General features: G+C 67.0%; 15 protein-coding genes. 11 read left to right on the plus strand and 4 right to left on the minus strand.

Annotated features, from left to right (window positions below):
* The coding region (locus NA10_RS21905; RefSeq protein ID WP_067570925.1) for an SGNH/GDSL hydrolase family protein at nt 1-757 on the plus strand (757 nt) is incomplete at its 5' end.
* A gap of 9 nt (nt 758-766) precedes the next feature.
* Here NA10_RS21905 and NA10_RS21910 read toward each other — a convergent pair.
* Nucleotides 767-1,138: a DUF1844 domain-containing protein gene (locus NA10_RS21910; RefSeq protein WP_067570927.1), complete on the minus strand. Its 372-nt coding sequence runs from the start codon at nt 1,136-1,138 to the stop codon at nt 767-769.
* Nucleotides 1,139-1,479: 341 nt separating this feature from the next.
* Between NA10_RS21910 and infC the strand changes: the two genes are divergently transcribed.
* The 5 genes from infC (at nt 1,480) to NA10_RS21935 (ending at nt 5,414) form a co-directional block, all read left to right on the plus strand.
* Nucleotides 1,480-2,169: a translation initiation factor IF-3 gene (infC, locus tag NA10_RS21915; RefSeq protein ID WP_067571040.1), complete on the plus strand. Its 690-nt coding sequence runs from the start codon at nt 1,480-1,482 to the stop codon at nt 2,167-2,169.
* 63 nt (nt 2,170-2,232) lie between these two features.
* Complete coding sequence (rpmI, locus tag NA10_RS21920; RefSeq protein WP_067570929.1) at nt 2,233-2,427, plus strand: 50S ribosomal protein L35; 195 nt, start codon at nt 2,233-2,235, stop codon at nt 2,425-2,427.
* Between the two features lie 91 nt (nt 2,428-2,518).
* On the plus strand, nt 2,519-2,899 hold the full coding sequence (gene rplT / locus NA10_RS21925) for a 50S ribosomal protein L20 (protein WP_067570932.1): 381 nt from the start codon (nt 2,519-2,521) through the stop codon (nt 2,897-2,899).
* A 41-nt stretch (nt 2,900-2,940) separates the two neighbouring features.
* Nucleotides 2,941-3,741: a TrmH family RNA methyltransferase gene (locus NA10_RS21930; RefSeq protein WP_067570934.1), complete on the plus strand. Its 801-nt coding sequence runs from the start codon at nt 2,941-2,943 to the stop codon at nt 3,739-3,741.
* Nucleotides 3,742-3,902: 161 nt separating this feature from the next.
* Nucleotides 3,903-5,414: an APC family permease gene (locus tag NA10_RS21935; protein ID WP_067570936.1), complete on the plus strand. Its 1,512-nt coding sequence runs from the start codon at nt 3,903-3,905 to the stop codon at nt 5,412-5,414.
* Between the two features lie 6 nt (nt 5,415-5,420).
* Here the strand turns inward: NA10_RS21935 and NA10_RS21940 are convergent, their stop codons facing one another.
* A complete protein-coding gene (locus NA10_RS21940) occupies nt 5,421-5,987 on the minus strand; it encodes a TetR/AcrR family transcriptional regulator (RefSeq protein ID WP_067570938.1) in 567 nt (188 codons plus the stop codon).
* Nucleotides 5,988-6,089: 102 nt separating this feature from the next.
* Here NA10_RS21940 and NA10_RS21945 point away from each other — a divergent pair, with 102 nt between their 5' ends.
* Nucleotides 6,090-7,541 carry a DHA2 family efflux MFS transporter permease subunit gene (locus tag NA10_RS21945; RefSeq protein ID WP_067570940.1) on the plus strand — a complete coding sequence of 484 codons (1,452 nt, stop codon included), beginning with the start codon at nt 6,090-6,092 and terminating at the stop codon, nt 7,539-7,541.
* Between the two features lie 175 nt (nt 7,542-7,716).
* On the opposite strand, the gene NA10_RS21950 is transcribed toward NA10_RS21945, so the two are convergent.
* Complete coding sequence (locus NA10_RS21950) at nt 7,717-8,097, minus strand: winged helix-turn-helix transcriptional regulator (protein WP_067570942.1); 381 nt, start codon at nt 8,095-8,097, stop codon at nt 7,717-7,719.
* 69 nt (nt 8,098-8,166) lie between these two features.
* Between NA10_RS21950 and NA10_RS21955 the strand changes: the two genes are divergently transcribed.
* The 4 genes from NA10_RS21955 to NA10_RS21970 all read left to right on the plus strand — a co-directional run bounded on the left by NA10_RS21955 (nt 8,167) and on the right by NA10_RS21970 (nt 13,687).
* Nucleotides 8,167-8,811: a nitroreductase family protein gene (locus tag NA10_RS21955; protein WP_067570944.1), complete on the plus strand. Its 645-nt coding sequence runs from the start codon at nt 8,167-8,169 to the stop codon at nt 8,809-8,811.
* 154 nt (nt 8,812-8,965) lie between these two features.
* Nucleotides 8,966-10,027 (plus strand): phenylalanine--tRNA ligase subunit alpha, encoded by a 1,062-nt coding sequence (gene pheS / locus NA10_RS21960; RefSeq protein WP_067570946.1) that lies wholly within the window; start codon nt 8,966-8,968, stop codon nt 10,025-10,027.
* Nucleotides 10,028-10,076: 49 nt separating this feature from the next.
* Nucleotides 10,077-12,578 carry a phenylalanine--tRNA ligase subunit beta gene (pheT, locus tag NA10_RS21965; RefSeq protein WP_067570948.1) on the plus strand — a complete coding sequence of 834 codons (2,502 nt, stop codon included), beginning with the start codon at nt 10,077-10,079 and terminating at the stop codon, nt 12,576-12,578.
* Nucleotides 12,579-12,913: 335 nt separating this feature from the next.
* Nucleotides 12,914-13,687, plus strand: a complete 774-nt coding sequence (locus NA10_RS21970) for an alpha/beta hydrolase (protein WP_067570950.1) — start codon at nt 12,914-12,916, stop codon at nt 13,685-13,687.
* Nucleotides 13,688-13,690: 3 nt separating this feature from the next.
* Here the strand turns inward: NA10_RS21970 and rho are convergent, their stop codons facing one another.
* Nucleotides 13,691-14,836 carry a transcription termination factor Rho gene (gene rho, locus NA10_RS21975; RefSeq protein ID WP_067570953.1) on the minus strand — a complete coding sequence of 382 codons (1,146 nt, stop codon included), beginning with the start codon at nt 14,834-14,836 and terminating at the stop codon, nt 13,691-13,693.
* Between the last annotated feature and the right edge of the window lie 108 nt (nt 14,837-14,944).

Genomic DNA, 14,944 nt, shown 5'->3' on the forward strand with positions numbered 1-14,944 from the left:
CGCCCCGGCCGACGGGGGCGCGCCGTATGTCGCCCTCGGCGACTCGGGTGCGGCCACCACCGGCGCGCTCGCGCTCGATCTCGGCGCGCCGCCGCAATGCCTGCGCTCCACCGCGAACACGCCGAAGCTGGTGGCCGCGGATCTCGGTATGCGCCTTGATGATCGGACCTGCAGCTCGGCCAAGATCCCGCACCTGACCACGTCGCAGGGCGCCGGTATCGCGCCGCAGTTCGAGGGTCTGGGGCCGAATACCGAACTGGTGACCGTGCATATCGGCGCGAACGACGCCGAGATGACCAGGTACATTCTGACCTGTCATCTGGCGGGGGTGAGGCCCTGCGCCGATCCGGCGTGGGACGGCTCCATCGACGCCATCGCCGCATCGTATTCGGCCGCGCTGCATCGGATTTCGGCACTCGCGCCGAATGCGAGGATCTATGTCGACGGCTGGCCGGCCTATGTGCGCGCGGGTGGCTGCGCCGATCTGGTCGGGCTGCGCCCCGCCGACGCGCTCGTCATCCAGGCCGCCTTCGATTGGCTCAACGCGGTCGTCGCCCGGGAAGCCGCGGCGGCGGGCGCGATCTATATAGACACCCGCCCGGAGTCCATCGGTCACGATATGTGCGCCCCGGCGGGCGCGCGCTGGTTCGAACCGCTGTTGGCGACCCAAACCCTGCTGCCGTATCACCCCACCCTGGAGGGGATGCGAGGTATCGCCGACATCATCGTGCGCGCGATCCGCACGCAGCGGGGTTGAGCGGGGGGATCAGTAGACCGGGCCGGTGTACTTCTCGCCCGGTCCCGCGCCCGGTGCGTCCGGATGCGCCGAGGATTCCCGGAACGCGCGCTGCAGCGATTGCAATCCGTCGCGGATCGGTCCGGCGTGCGGTCCGAGGTACTCGACCGACGCGGTGACCAGACCGGCGAGCGCGGTGATCACCCGGCGGGCCTCGTCCAGATCCAGGTGCGGGCTGGCGGACGGATCGTCCTCGCCCAGGCCCAGCTTCTCGGCGGCCGAACTCATCAGCATGACGGCCGCGCGGCTGATAACCTCGACCGCCGGGATCTCGGCCAGCTCGCGCACGACCTCACCGTCGATGAGAGTCGACTCCTGTTCGTGTACTGACGCCTCGCTCATGCCCTAGATCTTGGCACCGACCGGGTTGCCGCTGGTCGAGGGGGCGGCCGATTCGGTTCTGCGGCGCGGGGCTGTTAGACTCTCCTGCGACGACCGCCCCGGTCCGATTCATGTTGTCAATCTTCATGTATTCGGCCAGGGCATCAAGTGGAGCCCGACTCCCACCGTCAGCCGGTCTTCGAACCAGGCGAACGGTTCCGGTCGCCCATTCTTCACCGGATGGGTATCTGTGTGGGTTCGCCCAGTACAGGTGCGATGCGAGTTGTTTGCGTCGTAGATCGGTCGACTCGGGCCCCGTGTTGGAGAAATACCAACCCGGGGCTTTCGTGTTGAAATTGGGGTTGCAGTTATTGCTTGCGGTCGTTGACGAACCGCTTGACCTAGGAGGCCCCATCAGCACTGAGACTCGCATCAACGATCGCATCCGCGTACCCGAGGTCCGCCTCATCGGACCGGGTGGTGAGCAGGTCGGGATCGTGCGTGTTGAAGATGCACTACGCGTCGCCATGGAGGCCGACCTCGACCTGGTCGAGGTCGCACCGGACGCGCGTCCGCCGGTATGCAAGATCATGGACTACGGCAAGTTCAAGTACGAGACCGCGCAGAAGGCGCGTGAATCTCGGAAGAACCAGGTCCAGACCGTGATCAAGGAGCAGAAGCTCCGCCCGAAGATCGACGACCACGACTACGAGACCAAGAAGCGCAACGTTGTTCGCTTCCTCGAAGCCGGTTCAAAGGTCAAGGTCACGATCATGTTCCGTGGTCGTGAGCAGTCTCGGCCGGAACTCGGTTTCCGGCTGCTGCAGCGGCTGGCCTCCGACGTCGCCGATCTCGGTTTCGTCGAAACTTCGGCCAAGCAGGACGGCCGGAACATGACCATGGTCCTCGCCCCGCACAAGGGCGCGAAGACGCGGGTGAAGGCGCAGAACGAAGCCAGCTCGACACCGCAGCGCAGTACCGCGCCCGCGGCTCCGGCCGAGGCGCCGGCCGCCGAGGCTGAACAAGCTCCGGCTGCCACCCCGCAGCAGTAATAACGACAAGCAACCGGAAGCGCGTTTCGCCGCGCCTCCGGCACGAGACAGATTGAGGAATCCATGCCGAAGATGAAGAAGCACAGCGGCGCCTCGAAGCGATTCAAGGTGTCCGGTGCGGGCAAGCTGCTGCGTCAGCAGGCGAACCGTCGCCACCTGCTCGAGCACAAGCCGTCCACCCGGACTCGTCGTCTGGACGGCACGGAGGTCGTCGCGAAGGCGGACGTCGCTCGCGTCAAGAAGCTGCTCGGTCTCTGACCGCGTAAGCACCTCGCGTTCTCGAACGCCAACTCCCCGACCCACTTCGGGTGCGACCGCAGCGCCCGCCGAATCGATCAAGGACTGACAAGTGGCACGCGTCAAAAGGGCTGTCAACGCTCAGAAGAAGCGCCGTTCCGTACTCGAGGCCTCCAAGGGCTACCGCGGCCAGCGCTCGCGCCTGTACCGCAAGGCCAAGGAGCAGCAGCTCCACTCGCTGACCTACGCCTACCGGGACCGCAAGGCTCGCAAGGGTGACTTCCGCAAGCTGTGGATCGCTCGTATCAACGCCGCCGCGCGTCTGAACGACATCACCTACAACCGCTTCGTCCAGGGCCTCAAGCTCGCGGGCGTCGAGGTGGACCGCAAGATCCTGGCCGAGCTGGCCGTCTCCGACGCCGATGCCTTCGCCGGCCTCGTGGCCGTCGCCAAGGCCGCCCTGCCGGCCGACGTCAACGCCCCGGCCGCCTGAGCTCCGGCTGCGTGACAACACAGCACAATTCGGAACGACCCGTGGAAGCGCTCTCCGAGCGCAATCCACGGGTCGTTTCCGCTGTCAAGCTGCATCGCGCGCCGGTGCGGCGCAAAAGTGGACTGTTCCTGGCCGAGGGCGCGAACTCGGTCGCATCGGCGCTGGACACCGGACGCGTGGAAGAGCTGTTCTTCTCGCTGGAGGCCGCCAAGCGGGAGAATGAACTGGTCGCCGGCGCCGCCGCCATGGGCGTGCGCACCACACTGGTGAGCGCGCGCGCCGCGGAAGCCTTGGGGGAGACCGTGACTCCGCCCGGCCTGGTCGCGGTCTGCCGTCAGGTCGATGTGCCGCTGAGCGAGGTGCTCACCGCCACACCGAGCCTGCTCGCCGTCCCGGTCGGCATGTCCGATCCCGGCAACGCGGGCACGCTGATCCGGGTCGCCGACGCGGTGGGCGCCAATGGTGTGGTGCTGGCCGGTGATTCGGTGGACCCGCACAATGGCAAATGCGTCCGCGCAAGCGCCGGAAGCGTTTTCCACCTGCCCATCGCCCGCGAACGCGACACCGAGACGGTGCTCTCCGCACTGGAGAACGCGGGCATCGCCCTGTTGGCCACCACCGCCAAGGGCGAGGTCGACCTCGACGACGCCGATGCGATCCTGCGCGGCCCCGTCGCCTGGCTCTTCGGCAATGAGGCGCACGGTCTGGACCGCGCCGTCGCCGAACGCGCCACCCACCGTGTCCGAATCCCCATCCACGGTCGCGCCGAAAGCCTGAATCTGGCTGCGGCGGCATCGATCTGCCTGTACGCCAGCGCCCGGGTGCAGCACGCCGCGCGCTGACTCGGCGCTGTCACACCCCCGCGTCATGACGGCGCACCCTCCCCGTGCGGGTGTGCCGTTCGCGTACGGGTATGCGGGTCAATCGGAGTGGATAGCGCGCCCGCGACCGGGTCGGCCCGCCGGGATTCGGTGTGCTGGGATGCTGCCCTTACTCTTACCCGGTGACATCGCCCAGCACTCTGCGGTCCGGTGCGCTCTCCCTGGCATCCAGTGTGGTGATCGGGGTGGCGTCGGCGGGGCCCGCGTACAGCATTACCGCCACCCTCGGTCTGGTGGTCGCCGCCGTCGGCCTGCAATCACCGATCATCGTGCTGCTGGCCTTCGTGCCGATGCTGCTCGTGGCCATCGGGTATCGGGATCTCAATGCGGTGGAACCGGATCCGGGCACCACCTTCGTCTGGGCGACGCGCGCGTTCGGACCGTTCACCGGGTGGATGTCGGGCTGGGCGATCGTGGTGTCGGATCTGCTGGTGATGGCGAGTCTGGCGCAGATCAGTGCGCAGTACACCTTCCATCTGTTCGGTGCGCACGGGATCGGGTCGGATGCGACCAATGTGTGGGTGCTGTTGCTGGGCATTGTCTATCTGGTCGTCATGACCATGATCGCGGTGTACGGGATCGATGTGTCCGCGCGGCTGCAATCCTGGCTGCTGGCGGTCGAATTCGGCATGCTGGTGGTCTTCTCGGTCGTCGCGCTGACCCGCGTGGTCATCGGGAACGCGCCGGAAGGCGCACATCTGCCGGAATGGTCGTGGTTGAACCCCTTCGAGATCGGATCCTTCTCGGACTTCATCACCGCCATGCTGCTCATGGTCTTCATCTACTGGGGCTGGGATTCGGCGGTCGCGGTGAATCAGGAGACCGTCGATCCGCGGCATACCCCCGGCCGCGCGGCGGTGCTCTCGACCATCACCCTCGTGGCGCTGTATCTGCTGGTGACGGTGGCGGGACAGGCTTTCGTCGGGGCGGGCACCGAGGGGCTCGGGCTGGCCAATCCCGATCATGTGGACGATGTGCTGGGTGCGCTCGGCAATGCCGTCTTCGGGGCCGGACCGCTCGGCACCGTGCTGGTGCATCTGCTCTTCCTGATGGTGCTCACCTCGGCGGCGGCCTCCACCCAGACCACGATTCTGCCGACCGCGCGCGCCACCTATTCGATGGCGCTGCATCATGCGCTGCCCGCGGCGTTCGGGCGGATCCATCCGCGTTTCCGGACCCCGGTGTTCTCCACCATCGTGTTCGGCGCGGTGTCGGTGGTGCTGTACGTGGGGCTGAACTTCGCCTCGGGCGGACGGCTCATCGCCGAGGCGGTGACGGCGATCGGCATCTCCATCGGCCTGTATTACGGGCTCACCGGGCTCAGCTGCGCCTGGCTGTATCGCGATCAATTCGCTTCCAGCCCAAGGACTCTGATCATGAAGGGGGTGCTGCCCGCGCTCGGCGGTTTCGCACTGCTGTTCGCGGCGGCGTGGACGGCGGTGACGTCCTGGTTCGGCGCGATCTTCGTGCTGGGGGTGGGCACGTTGCTGATCGGTATTCCGATCTATCTGGTGCTGGCGCGCCGAATGCCGCCGTTCTTCCGCGGTGAGGTGCTGGCGCGGCGACTGCCCGCGCCGACCGAGCGGATTATCGAGGCCGACGCGCCGGAGACGGATGCGCCGGCGCGCGGCTGAACGGGCTCACAAGTCGGGATTGATACAGGTGAGAATCTCCGTGGCCCAGGGAGTTTCGACGGCGTCTGGGCCGACCACCTGCATGGCGGCCATATCGGTGAGCAACATGCCGGTGGCGATGAAGGCCCCGGCTTCGCTCGCCGACGCGCCGGTCAGATCGCGCACCAGTTGGTAGACCTCGCCGAAGCGGGCGCGCATGACCGGGCCGATCGCGGGATCACCGCTGGCCGAGAAGCCGTGCAGCAGTACGCGCGGTAGATCGCGTTCGGTGAGCAGTACCCTGTACGCCGCCCCGAGATCCTCGAGTGCCTCCTCGACGGTGGCGTCGGCGGGGATCTGTTCGGCGGCGGTGCGGAAGAGGTCCTCGATGCGATCGCAGACCAGGCGCAGGGCGGCCAGGAACAGTTGCTGTTTGGTGCCGAAGAGCCGGATCACATACGGCTGCGAGACACCGGCGCGGCGTGCGATCTCATCGGTTTTGGTTGCGGCATAACCGGATTCGGCGAAGGCGGTGACGGCGGCCGCGAGTACCTGCTCGCCGCGCTCGCTCGCGGTCATGCGTGTCCTGGTCATGGCGGTCTGCCTCCTCGATCTCGGACTTCCGGCGTCTTATTGACATGTTATCAGTCAATGCATACTCTCTGGTTATCAGTCGATAACAACTAGGGACCGGACATGACTGAAGTACTCGATAGCCCCGCATCACAGCCGGTTTCCGGCCCGCGCACGCCCCCGCTGTGGGCCGTGCTGGTCGCCGTCGGCATCCCCATGTTCATGGTCACGCTCGACAATCTCGTCGTGACCAATGCGCTGCCGGTCATTCGCACCGAGCTCAACGCCTCGCTCAGCGATCTGCAGTGGTTCATCAACGCCTACACGCTGTCCTTCGCCTCCCTGCTGCTCACCGCCTCCGCGCTGGGCGATCGGCTGGGGCGGCGGCGACTGTTCCTGATCGGCATCGCGGTCTTCACCGCCGCCTCGGCGGCCTGCGCCATGGCCACCGAGCCGTGGATGCTGATCCTGTTCCGGGCGATTCAGGGCTTCGGCGGGGCCGCGGTCATGCCGCTCTCGCTCACCCTGCTCTCGGCTCATGTGCCGGCGAAGATGCGCAGTGCCGCCATCGGGATCTGGGGCGGTATCACCGGGCTCGGCGTGGCGCTCGGCCCGGTGGTCGGCGGCGCGGTGGTGGACGGACTGAGCTGGCAGTGGATCTTCTGGCTCAATGTCCCCATCGGTATTCTCGCGCTCCCGTTCGTGGCTCGCGTGCTGAGTGAATCCTTCGGCGGCGCACGACGTTTGGATGTGCTCGGCCTGCTGCTGTCGGCCGGTGGCGTGCTCGCGGTGGTGTGGGGCGTCATCCACGGCGCGGACGACGGCTGGACCTCGGCCCCCGTGCTGACCGGAATGCTCGGCGGCGCCGCGCTGCTGGCCGGATTCATCGTCTGGGAACTGCGCGTCGCCGAACCCATGCTGCCGCTGCGGCTGTTCCGTTCCCGGGGCTTCAGCGCCATCAATACCGTGAACTTCGCCTTCTCGCTCGGCGTCTTCGGCTCGATCTTCCTGCTGTCGCAGTACTTCCAGGTGGTGCAGGGCTATACGCCGCTGGAGTCGGGTATTCGCACCATGCCGTGGACCATGGCCCCGATGGTGGTGGCCCCGCTCGCCGGTCTGATCGTAGACAAGGTCGGCCCGCGGGTCCTGGTGGTCATCGGTCAGATCTTCCTGGCCTCGGCGCTGGGCTGGATGGCCCTGATCGCCGATGTCGGCACCTCGTACGGATCGTTCGTGCTGCCGTTCATCCTCGGCGGCGTCGGCATGGGCCTGACTTTCGCCCCGGCCTCGACCGTGGTCATGGCCAGCGCCTCGGCCGAGGATCAGGGGATGGCCTCGGGCACCAGCAGCACCGTCCGCGAGGTCGGCGTCGCCATGGGCGTTGCGGTTCTGGCCTCGGTCTTCGCCTCGCACGGCGGTTACGGCACCCCGCAGACCTACGTTGACGGCCTGGCCCCGGCGGTGGCGGTCGGCGCGGCCATCGTGGCGGTGGGGGCGCTCATCGCGACCCTGATCCCCGCCCGCAAGGTGATCGCGGCCGAAACCGCCAGCCGCACCGCCGAATTCGCGCACTGATCGCCCGGCTGTATCGCCGTACGCCATCCCGATTCACCCCCGCCGATCCGTTATCGGCGGGGGTGAACTGGTTCCGGCACCCGATGCCGCGACGGTGCTGATCGAAAGCCGCCGCGTTTCACCGCCGCCGACTACGGCCTCGGCCGCCACCGTGTGGTACGCCCGGCAGCCACCCTCAGCGATCTCGCCGCGCGCGGGCGCGCTCGACCTCGTTGATGTGCTGCTCGGTCCAATTGCGCAGGGCGGCAATGGGTTCGGCGAGACTGTGGCCCAGTTCGGTGAGTTCGTATTCGACCCGCGGGGGAATGGTGGGGTGCACCGTGCGGGTGAGGAAGCCGTCGGTCTCCAGGCTGCGCAGGGTTTGGGTGAGCATTTTCTGGGAGACGCCGCCGATGCGGCGGGACAGGTCCGTGTAGCGCATGGTGCCGTCCTGGCGGAGGGCATCGATGATCAGCACCGTCCATTTGCCCGCGATGTGGTCGAGGACCTGGCGGGTGGGGCATTTGGCGGAATAGACGTCGGCGGGTAGGCCGGAGGATTCGACGAGCGGTGTCACCTGAAGGAGAGTAGCGCACTAATTAGTGCCTACTTCCCGAATGAGCGTCACTCTCCAATAGTTAGTGCCATGAACACGATCTCAGTCGCCCAGGCCATTCGCACCCGCCGCACCGTTCGTCACTACCGCCCGGATCCGGTGGCCGCCGCCGATCTCGACACCCTCCTGGAACTCGCCATGGAGGCTCCGACCAGCTGGAATCTGCAGGACCGCAGCATTGTGGCGATCACCGATCAGGCGGGTCGGGACGGTCTGGCCTGGGCCACCGGTGGGCAGCCGCAACCGCAGGAGGCTCCGGTCATGCTGGTCTTCATCGCGGAAACCCAAGCGTGGCAGGAGGATCGGGCCGATGTCTACGAGTCGGCCCGGAGCAACAACGCCTGGAGCGAGGAGTTCATCACCGGGTTCGCCGCCGCCTCGCAGGAATTCCAGCGCGGCCTGGCCGAACGCGGGCTGCTGCGCGAATACGCGGTGAAGGACGCCATGATCGCCGCGAGCTTCACCATGCTGGCCGCCACCGAACTCGGTTTGGCCACCTCGCCCATGAACGGCTGGGATGAGGACAGGGTGAAGAAGGTCATCGGCATCGAGAATCGACCGGACCTGTGCATCGCCCTGCTCATGTCCATCGGCTATGCCGCCGAGGAGCGCAGGCACCCCGGTCGCCGGAGCGTGGAGCGCACGGTATTCCGCGAGACCTACCCCGCCGCATGACCCTCGAAGGTGGCGCGCACCACGCCGACGCGGTGCGCGCTGCCTGCGGGAAAACCACGTGAACCGGGCTGAGTACAAGGCTTACGATTCGACCAGCAAGAATGGGGGAGGCAATCCGCCCGACCCGTACCAGCCAGGGGAGAGACGAAGCATCGTGGCCGACGATATCGACCGTGCCGAGCAGTCCGCGGCACTGACCGAGGAATCCCTCGCAGCCGCCGCCGAAGCCGCTGAGAAGGCCTTCGCCGCTGCCGCCGATCTGGACGCCCTGGCGAGCGCGAAAACCGAGTACATGGGCGGTAAGTCGCCGATCGCGCTCGCGCAGCGCTCCCTGGGCACGCTGCCCAAGCAGGACAAGGCCGAGGCGGGCAAGCGCGTGAACGTCGCGCGTCAGCGCGTCACCGCCGCCTTCGAGGCGCGCAATGCCGTGCTGCTCGCCGAGCGCGATGCCGCGGTGCTGGTGGCCGAGGCCATCGACGTGACCCTGCCCGCGCGCCGGACCGCGGTCGGTGCGCGCCATCCCATCAACGCGCTGTCCGAGCGGGTCGGCGATGTGTTCGTCGCCATGGGCTGGGAGATCGCCGAGGGTCCCGAGGTCGAGACCGAGCATTTCAATTTCGACGCCCTGAACTTCCTGCCGGATCATCCGGCGCGCACCATGCAGGACACCTTCCATATCGCACCGGAGGGTTCGCGGCAGGTGCTGCGCACGCACACCTCACCGGTTCAGGTGCGCTCCATGCTCTCCCGTGAGCTGCCCATCTATGTGGTGTGCCCGGGTCGCACCTTCCGCACCGATGAGCTCGATGCCACGCACACCCCGGTGTTCTCGCAGGTGGAGGGTCTGGCCATCGACAAGGGCCTGACCATGGCGCACCTGAAGGGCACCCTGGATCATTTCGCGCGGGCGCTGTTCGGTCCGAACACCACCACGCGGATGCGGCCCAGCTTCTTCCCCTTCACCGAGCCCTCGGCCGAGGTCGATGTCTGGTTCGAGGACAAGAAGGGCGGGCCGGGCTGGGTCGAGTGGGGCGGCTGCGGCATGGTCAATCCGAAGGTGTTGATCGCCAGCGGCATCGACCCCGAGGTGTACAGCGGTTTCGCCTTCGGCATGGGTCTGGAGCGGACTTTGCAGTTCCGCAATGGCCTGCCCGATATGCGCGACATCGTCGAGGGTGACGTGCGTTTCACGCTGCCCTTCGGCATCCAAGCCTGATCCGACCCCCGCTGGGCCCCATTCACTAATCGAGGAAGCGAAACGTCAAGTGCGAGTAGCGCAGTCCTGGCTGACGGAAATCCTGCAGCGCACCACCCCCGGGTGGTCGGTGACGCCGGAGGAGCTCGACGCGGGGTTCGTCCGGGTCGGCCTGGAGGTCGAGGAGGTCGATCGGCTCCAGCGGGTGACCGGTGATATCGAGCATCCCCTCGTCGTCGGCCGGGTCGCCGAGATCACCGAGCTGACCGAGTTCAAGAAGCCGATCCGCTTCTGCAAGGTCGACATCGGTCAGCCCGAACTGCAGGAGATCGTCTGCGGCGCACGGAATTTCGCCGTCGGCGATCTCGTGGTCGTGGTGCTGCCCGGTGGTGAGCTGCCCGGCGGTTTCAAGATCGCTTCGCGAAAGACGTACGGGCACACCTCCAATGGCATGATCTGCTCGGTCGCCGAACTCGCGATCGGCAAGGACCACAATGGGATCCTGGTGCTCGAGCCCGGCACCGCCGAACCCGGCGCGGATGCCAATGAGCTGCTCGGACTCGACGATACGGTCATCGAACTGGCCATCACCCCGGACCGCGGCTACGCCTTCTCCGTGCGCGGTCTGGCGCGGGAACTCGCCTGCGGCTTCGACCTGGAGTACCAGGATCCCGCCGTGCGCCTGCTGCCCGACTCCGACGTCGAGGCGTGGCCGGTGCGCCTGGAACCCGAATCCCTGTGCACGCGTTTCGCGGTGCGCCGGGTCACCGGGGTCGATCCGAAGGCCGTGAGCCCGTGGTGGTTGCAGCGCCGACTGCTGCTCTCGGGTGTGCGGCCCATCTCCCCGGCCGTGGACGTCACCAACTACGTGATGCTCGAGCTCGGTCAGCCGCTGCACGCGTTCGACGCCGCCGAGGTGTCGGGCGGCCTGGTGGTGCGGCGCGCGCATAAGGGCGAGACGCTGCGCACCCTCGACGAGGTGGAGCGCACCCTCGACGCGGAAGACGTGGTGATCGCCGATGATTCGGGCGTCATCTCGCTCGCGGGCATCATGGGCGGCGCGAGCACCGAGGTCGGCGAGGAATCCACCGACATCATTCTCGAGGCCGCCACCTGGAATCCGATCGCCGTGGCCCGCACCGCGCGTCGGCACAAGCTGGGCTCGGAGGCGAGCCGTCGCTTCGAGCGCGTTGTCGATCCCGAGCTGAACCTGGCCGCGCTGGATCGTGCCGCCACGCTGCTGGCCGAAATCGCCGGTGGCACAGTCGAATCCGTTCTCACCGATGTGCGCGTCCCGGTTCCGGCCGTCGCGCCCATCGCCATGGATATCGATCTGGCCGATCGCATCGCGGGAGTCCACTACGCGCCGGGCGCTTCCACCCGTCGTCTGCAGCAGGTCGGCTGCCTGGTCGAGGTCGGCGTCAGCGAGGCCGGACACGGTCAGCTGGTGGTCACCCCGCCGACCTGGCGACCCGACCTGACCCAGCCCGCCGATCTGGTCGAGGAGGTGCTGCGCCTGGAGGGTCTGGACAAGATCCCGTCGGTGCTGCCCACCGCTCCGGCCGGTCGCGGCCTGACCGCCGAGCAGAAGCGCCGCCGCGCGATCAGCAAGGCGCTGGCCTTCGAGGGCTGTGTCGAGGTGCCGACGCCGGTTTTCATGGCCCGCGACGTCTTCGACGTCTGGGGTCTGGACGCGGATGATCCGCGCCGCAACACCATGCGCGTGCTGAACCCGCTCGACGCGGACCGCCCGGAACTGGCCTCGACGCTGCTGCCCGGTCTGCTGGAAGTGGCCGCGCGCAATATCTCTCGCGGTGAACGCGATCTCGCCATCTACGGCATCGCCCAGGTGGTGCGCCGCACCGAGCAGACCGGTCCGGTCGGCCCGCTGCCGGTGGATCGCCGCCCGACCGAGGACGAGATCAACGTCCTGCTGCGTTCGCTGCCCGACCAGCCGGTGCACGTGGCCGCCGTGCTGACCGGTAAGCGCGAACCGCGTGGACCGCACGGACCGGGCCGCCCGGTCGAGGCCGCCGATGCCTTCGCCCTGGTCGACGTGGTCGCCGAGACCACCGGCCTGGTCATCGAGCGGCGTGCGACGGCGTACCTGCCGTGGCATCCGGGCCGCTGTGCCGAACTGCTGGTGGACGGCACCGTAGTCGGTCACGCCGGTGAACTGCACCCCGCCGTGCTGGAGCGCTCGGGCCTGCCCCCGCGCACCTGCGCCGTGGTCATCGACCTGGACGCCCTGCCCCTGCGCGAAAACCGTCCCGCCCCAGTGGTTTCCGCCTTCCCGGCGGTTCTACAGGATGTCTCGGTGAGCGTGGACAAGGCCGTTCCGGCGGCTTCGGTGGAGTCCGCATTGCGCACCGGCGCGGGCGAACTCCTCGAAAAGATCTCCCTTTTCGATGTCTACGAAGGCGCGCAGGCCGGTGAGGGCCGCAAATCCCTCACCTACGCATTGCGCTTCCGCGCCACCGATCGCACTCTTACCGAGGACGAGGCCAGCGCGGCCCGCGACTCGGCGGTGGCGGCTGCGGCGAATGCGGTTGGCGCGGTGTTGCGCGGATAGCGTGACTTGACATTCACCGCGAGAGGGTTGAGCGCCGCGTCCACGGCGCACCACCCGGATGGGCAACCCAGCCCGACTGATCAGTCGGATCAGGCACAGGACCCCGGCGACTGCGGCAGCGGCTGATACGAACCATGCCCAGTTGTTCGGGGTTTCCTGCTTCCTCAGCGAGTGTCTCCCCCTTCTCATCACCTCCTCCCCGCCGGGGCAGCGAGGATCAGGCCAAGTCGCCCCCTCGGGATGAAGTGCCATCACCATACTGGCGGGCAGGATTGCTGCGGGTTGCTTTGGCGGGGCGGGTTTTTCAATACCTTGCGGTCGGGTAAGAAGGGTGTATGCGGCATCCGGCGGAGACGATTCTCAATGTGCTGACCTATGTTCCGGGGGATCGGCGGATCTACGCGACACCCGAACAATTCGGGGTGGGGTTCGAGGATCTGTCGCTGCGGGCCGCCGATGGCGAGACCATTAACGCGTGGTTTGTGCGGGCCGTGGGTAAGCCGTTGGGGCACATACTGTTCGCGCACGGCAACGGCGGGAATATCGGGGATCGTTCGCCGGTGCTGGCATTGCTGGCGTCCGCCGGATTCGATGTGCTGATCTTCGACTATCGGGGGTACGGGAGCAGTACCGGGCGGCCCAGTGAGCGGGGGACCTACCTGGATGCGCGAGCGGCGCGGGAGGCGTTGCTCGCGCAATCCGACATCGATCCGAAACGTATTGTGTACCTTGGGAAATCGCTCGGCGGGGGCGTGATGCTGGAGCTGGCGAATGCCTTTCCGCCCGCCGCGCTGATTCTGATGTCGACGTTCACCGGACTGCGGGATGCGGCGAAGGCGGTATATCCGTTTCTGCCGAAGATGTTCGTGCCCAACGCCTATCCGAGTGTGCGGCGGATTCGGGGGCTGACGTGTCCGGTGCTGATCATGCACGGGGATGCCGATGAACTACTGCCGGTGCGAATGGGGCGCGAATTGTTCGCGGCGGCTCCGGAGCCCAAAGAATTGGTGATCTATCCGGGCGGTGCGCATAACGACATCGTGTTGAAACCGGGGTGGGCGAATACCGTGGCGGACTGGGTGGCGAAGGTATTGCCTGCTGCGCGTTAGGGATTACTTGCGTGCGATATTGAGCAGGAATTCGGCATTGCTGCCGGTCTTGCGCAGGCCGTCCAACATCAGGTCCACCGCGCGCTGATCATCGAGTTCGGACAGGGTGCGACGGAGTTTGCCCACCGCGGCGTGTTCGGCGGGGGTGTGCAGCAGATCGTCGCGGCGGGTGCTGGAGCGGGCGATATCGACGGCCGGGAAGATGTGCCGGCTCGCCAGATTCCGATCGAGTTTGAGTTCGGCATTGCCGGTGCCCTTGTACTCCTCGAAGATGATCGTATCGGCGAGCGAACCGGTCTCGACCAGGGCGGTGGCGATAATGGTGAGCGATCCGCCGTCCTCGACATTGCGGGCCGAGCCCAGGAACTTCTTGGGCGGCAGCAGTGCGGCGGCATCCATACCGCCGGACATGGTGCGCCCGGAGGAGGGTCCGGAAGTGTTGTAGGCGCGGGCGAGCCGGGTGAGCGAATCGAGTAGCACCACCACATCGCGTCCCTCCTCGACCAGGCGCTGTGCGCGTTCGATGGCCAGTTCCGCGAGCGCGGTCTGTTCGGCGGGGGAGTGGTCGAAGGTGGCGGCGATGACCTCACCGGGGACACCGCGGGTGAATTCGGTGACCTCCTCCGGGCGCTCGCCGATCAGCACCGACATGAGGTGCGCCTCCGGATGATTGGCGGCTATCCCGTGTGCGATCGCTTGCAGCACAGAGGTTTTGCCTGCCTTGGGCGGTGCGACGATGAGTGCGCGCTGCCCCTTGCCGATCGGCATGATCAGGTCGGTGACCCGGGTGGTGAGCTTGTTCGCCGTGGTCTCGAGCCGCAGCCGTTCGTCGGGATGGATGGGGGTGAGATCGGCGAAACGCGGGCGCTTGTTGGCCACGCCTGCCGGTCGTCCGTTCACCGAATCGACTCGAATGAGCGGAGCGAGCCTGCCGCCCTTGGCATTCGGCTGCGCCAGCCCGGCGATGTCATCACCGCGGCGCAGTCCGTGTTCGCGAATCAGGTTGTTCGGGACGTGGATGTCACCGGGGCCGGGCAGATATCCGCGGTGGCGGAGTACCGCCGTATGGCCGGTGATATCGAGGATTCCCGTTGCGGGAGAAAGTGTTTCGATGACCTCGAGGCCGAGGTCGGGATTGATGGTGGTCATGAGGGTTCTCCTGAAGAAGATATGGTGAACCGAGTTCGGCTATACGACAGCGCAGGAGCTGGATCGACAGCCGTCAGGCTGGATTCGAACTCGGGAGGGAAGAAATCC

It is taken from the genome of Nocardia acidivorans NBRC 108247 (assembly GCF_001625085.1).
Classification (GTDB): domain Bacteria; phylum Actinomycetota; class Actinomycetes; order Mycobacteriales; family Mycobacteriaceae; genus Nocardia; species Nocardia acidivorans.

Coding starts and splice junctions, on each gene's coding strand:
- NA10_RS21910 (WP_067570927.1), bottom strand. CDS start 1,138: ATGAGCGAGGCGTCAGTACACGAACAGGAGTCGACTCTCATCGACGGT.
- rpmI (WP_067570929.1), top strand. CDS start 2,233: ATGCCGAAGATGAAGAAGCACAGCGGCGCCTCGAAGCGATTCAAGGTG.
- NA10_RS21940 (WP_067570938.1), bottom strand. CDS start 5,987: ATGACCAGGACACGCATGACCGCGAGCGAGCGCGGCGAGCAGGTACTC.
- NA10_RS21945 (WP_067570940.1), top strand. CDS start 6,090: ATGACTGAAGTACTCGATAGCCCCGCATCACAGCCGGTTTCCGGCCCG.
- NA10_RS21955 (WP_067570944.1), top strand. CDS start 8,167: ATGAACACGATCTCAGTCGCCCAGGCCATTCGCACCCGCCGCACCGTT.
- NA10_RS21970 (WP_067570950.1), top strand. CDS start 12,914: ATGCGGCATCCGGCGGAGACGATTCTCAATGTGCTGACCTATGTTCCG.
- rho (WP_067570953.1), bottom strand. CDS start 14,836: ATGACCACCATCAATCCCGACCTCGGCCTCGAGGTCATCGAAACACTT.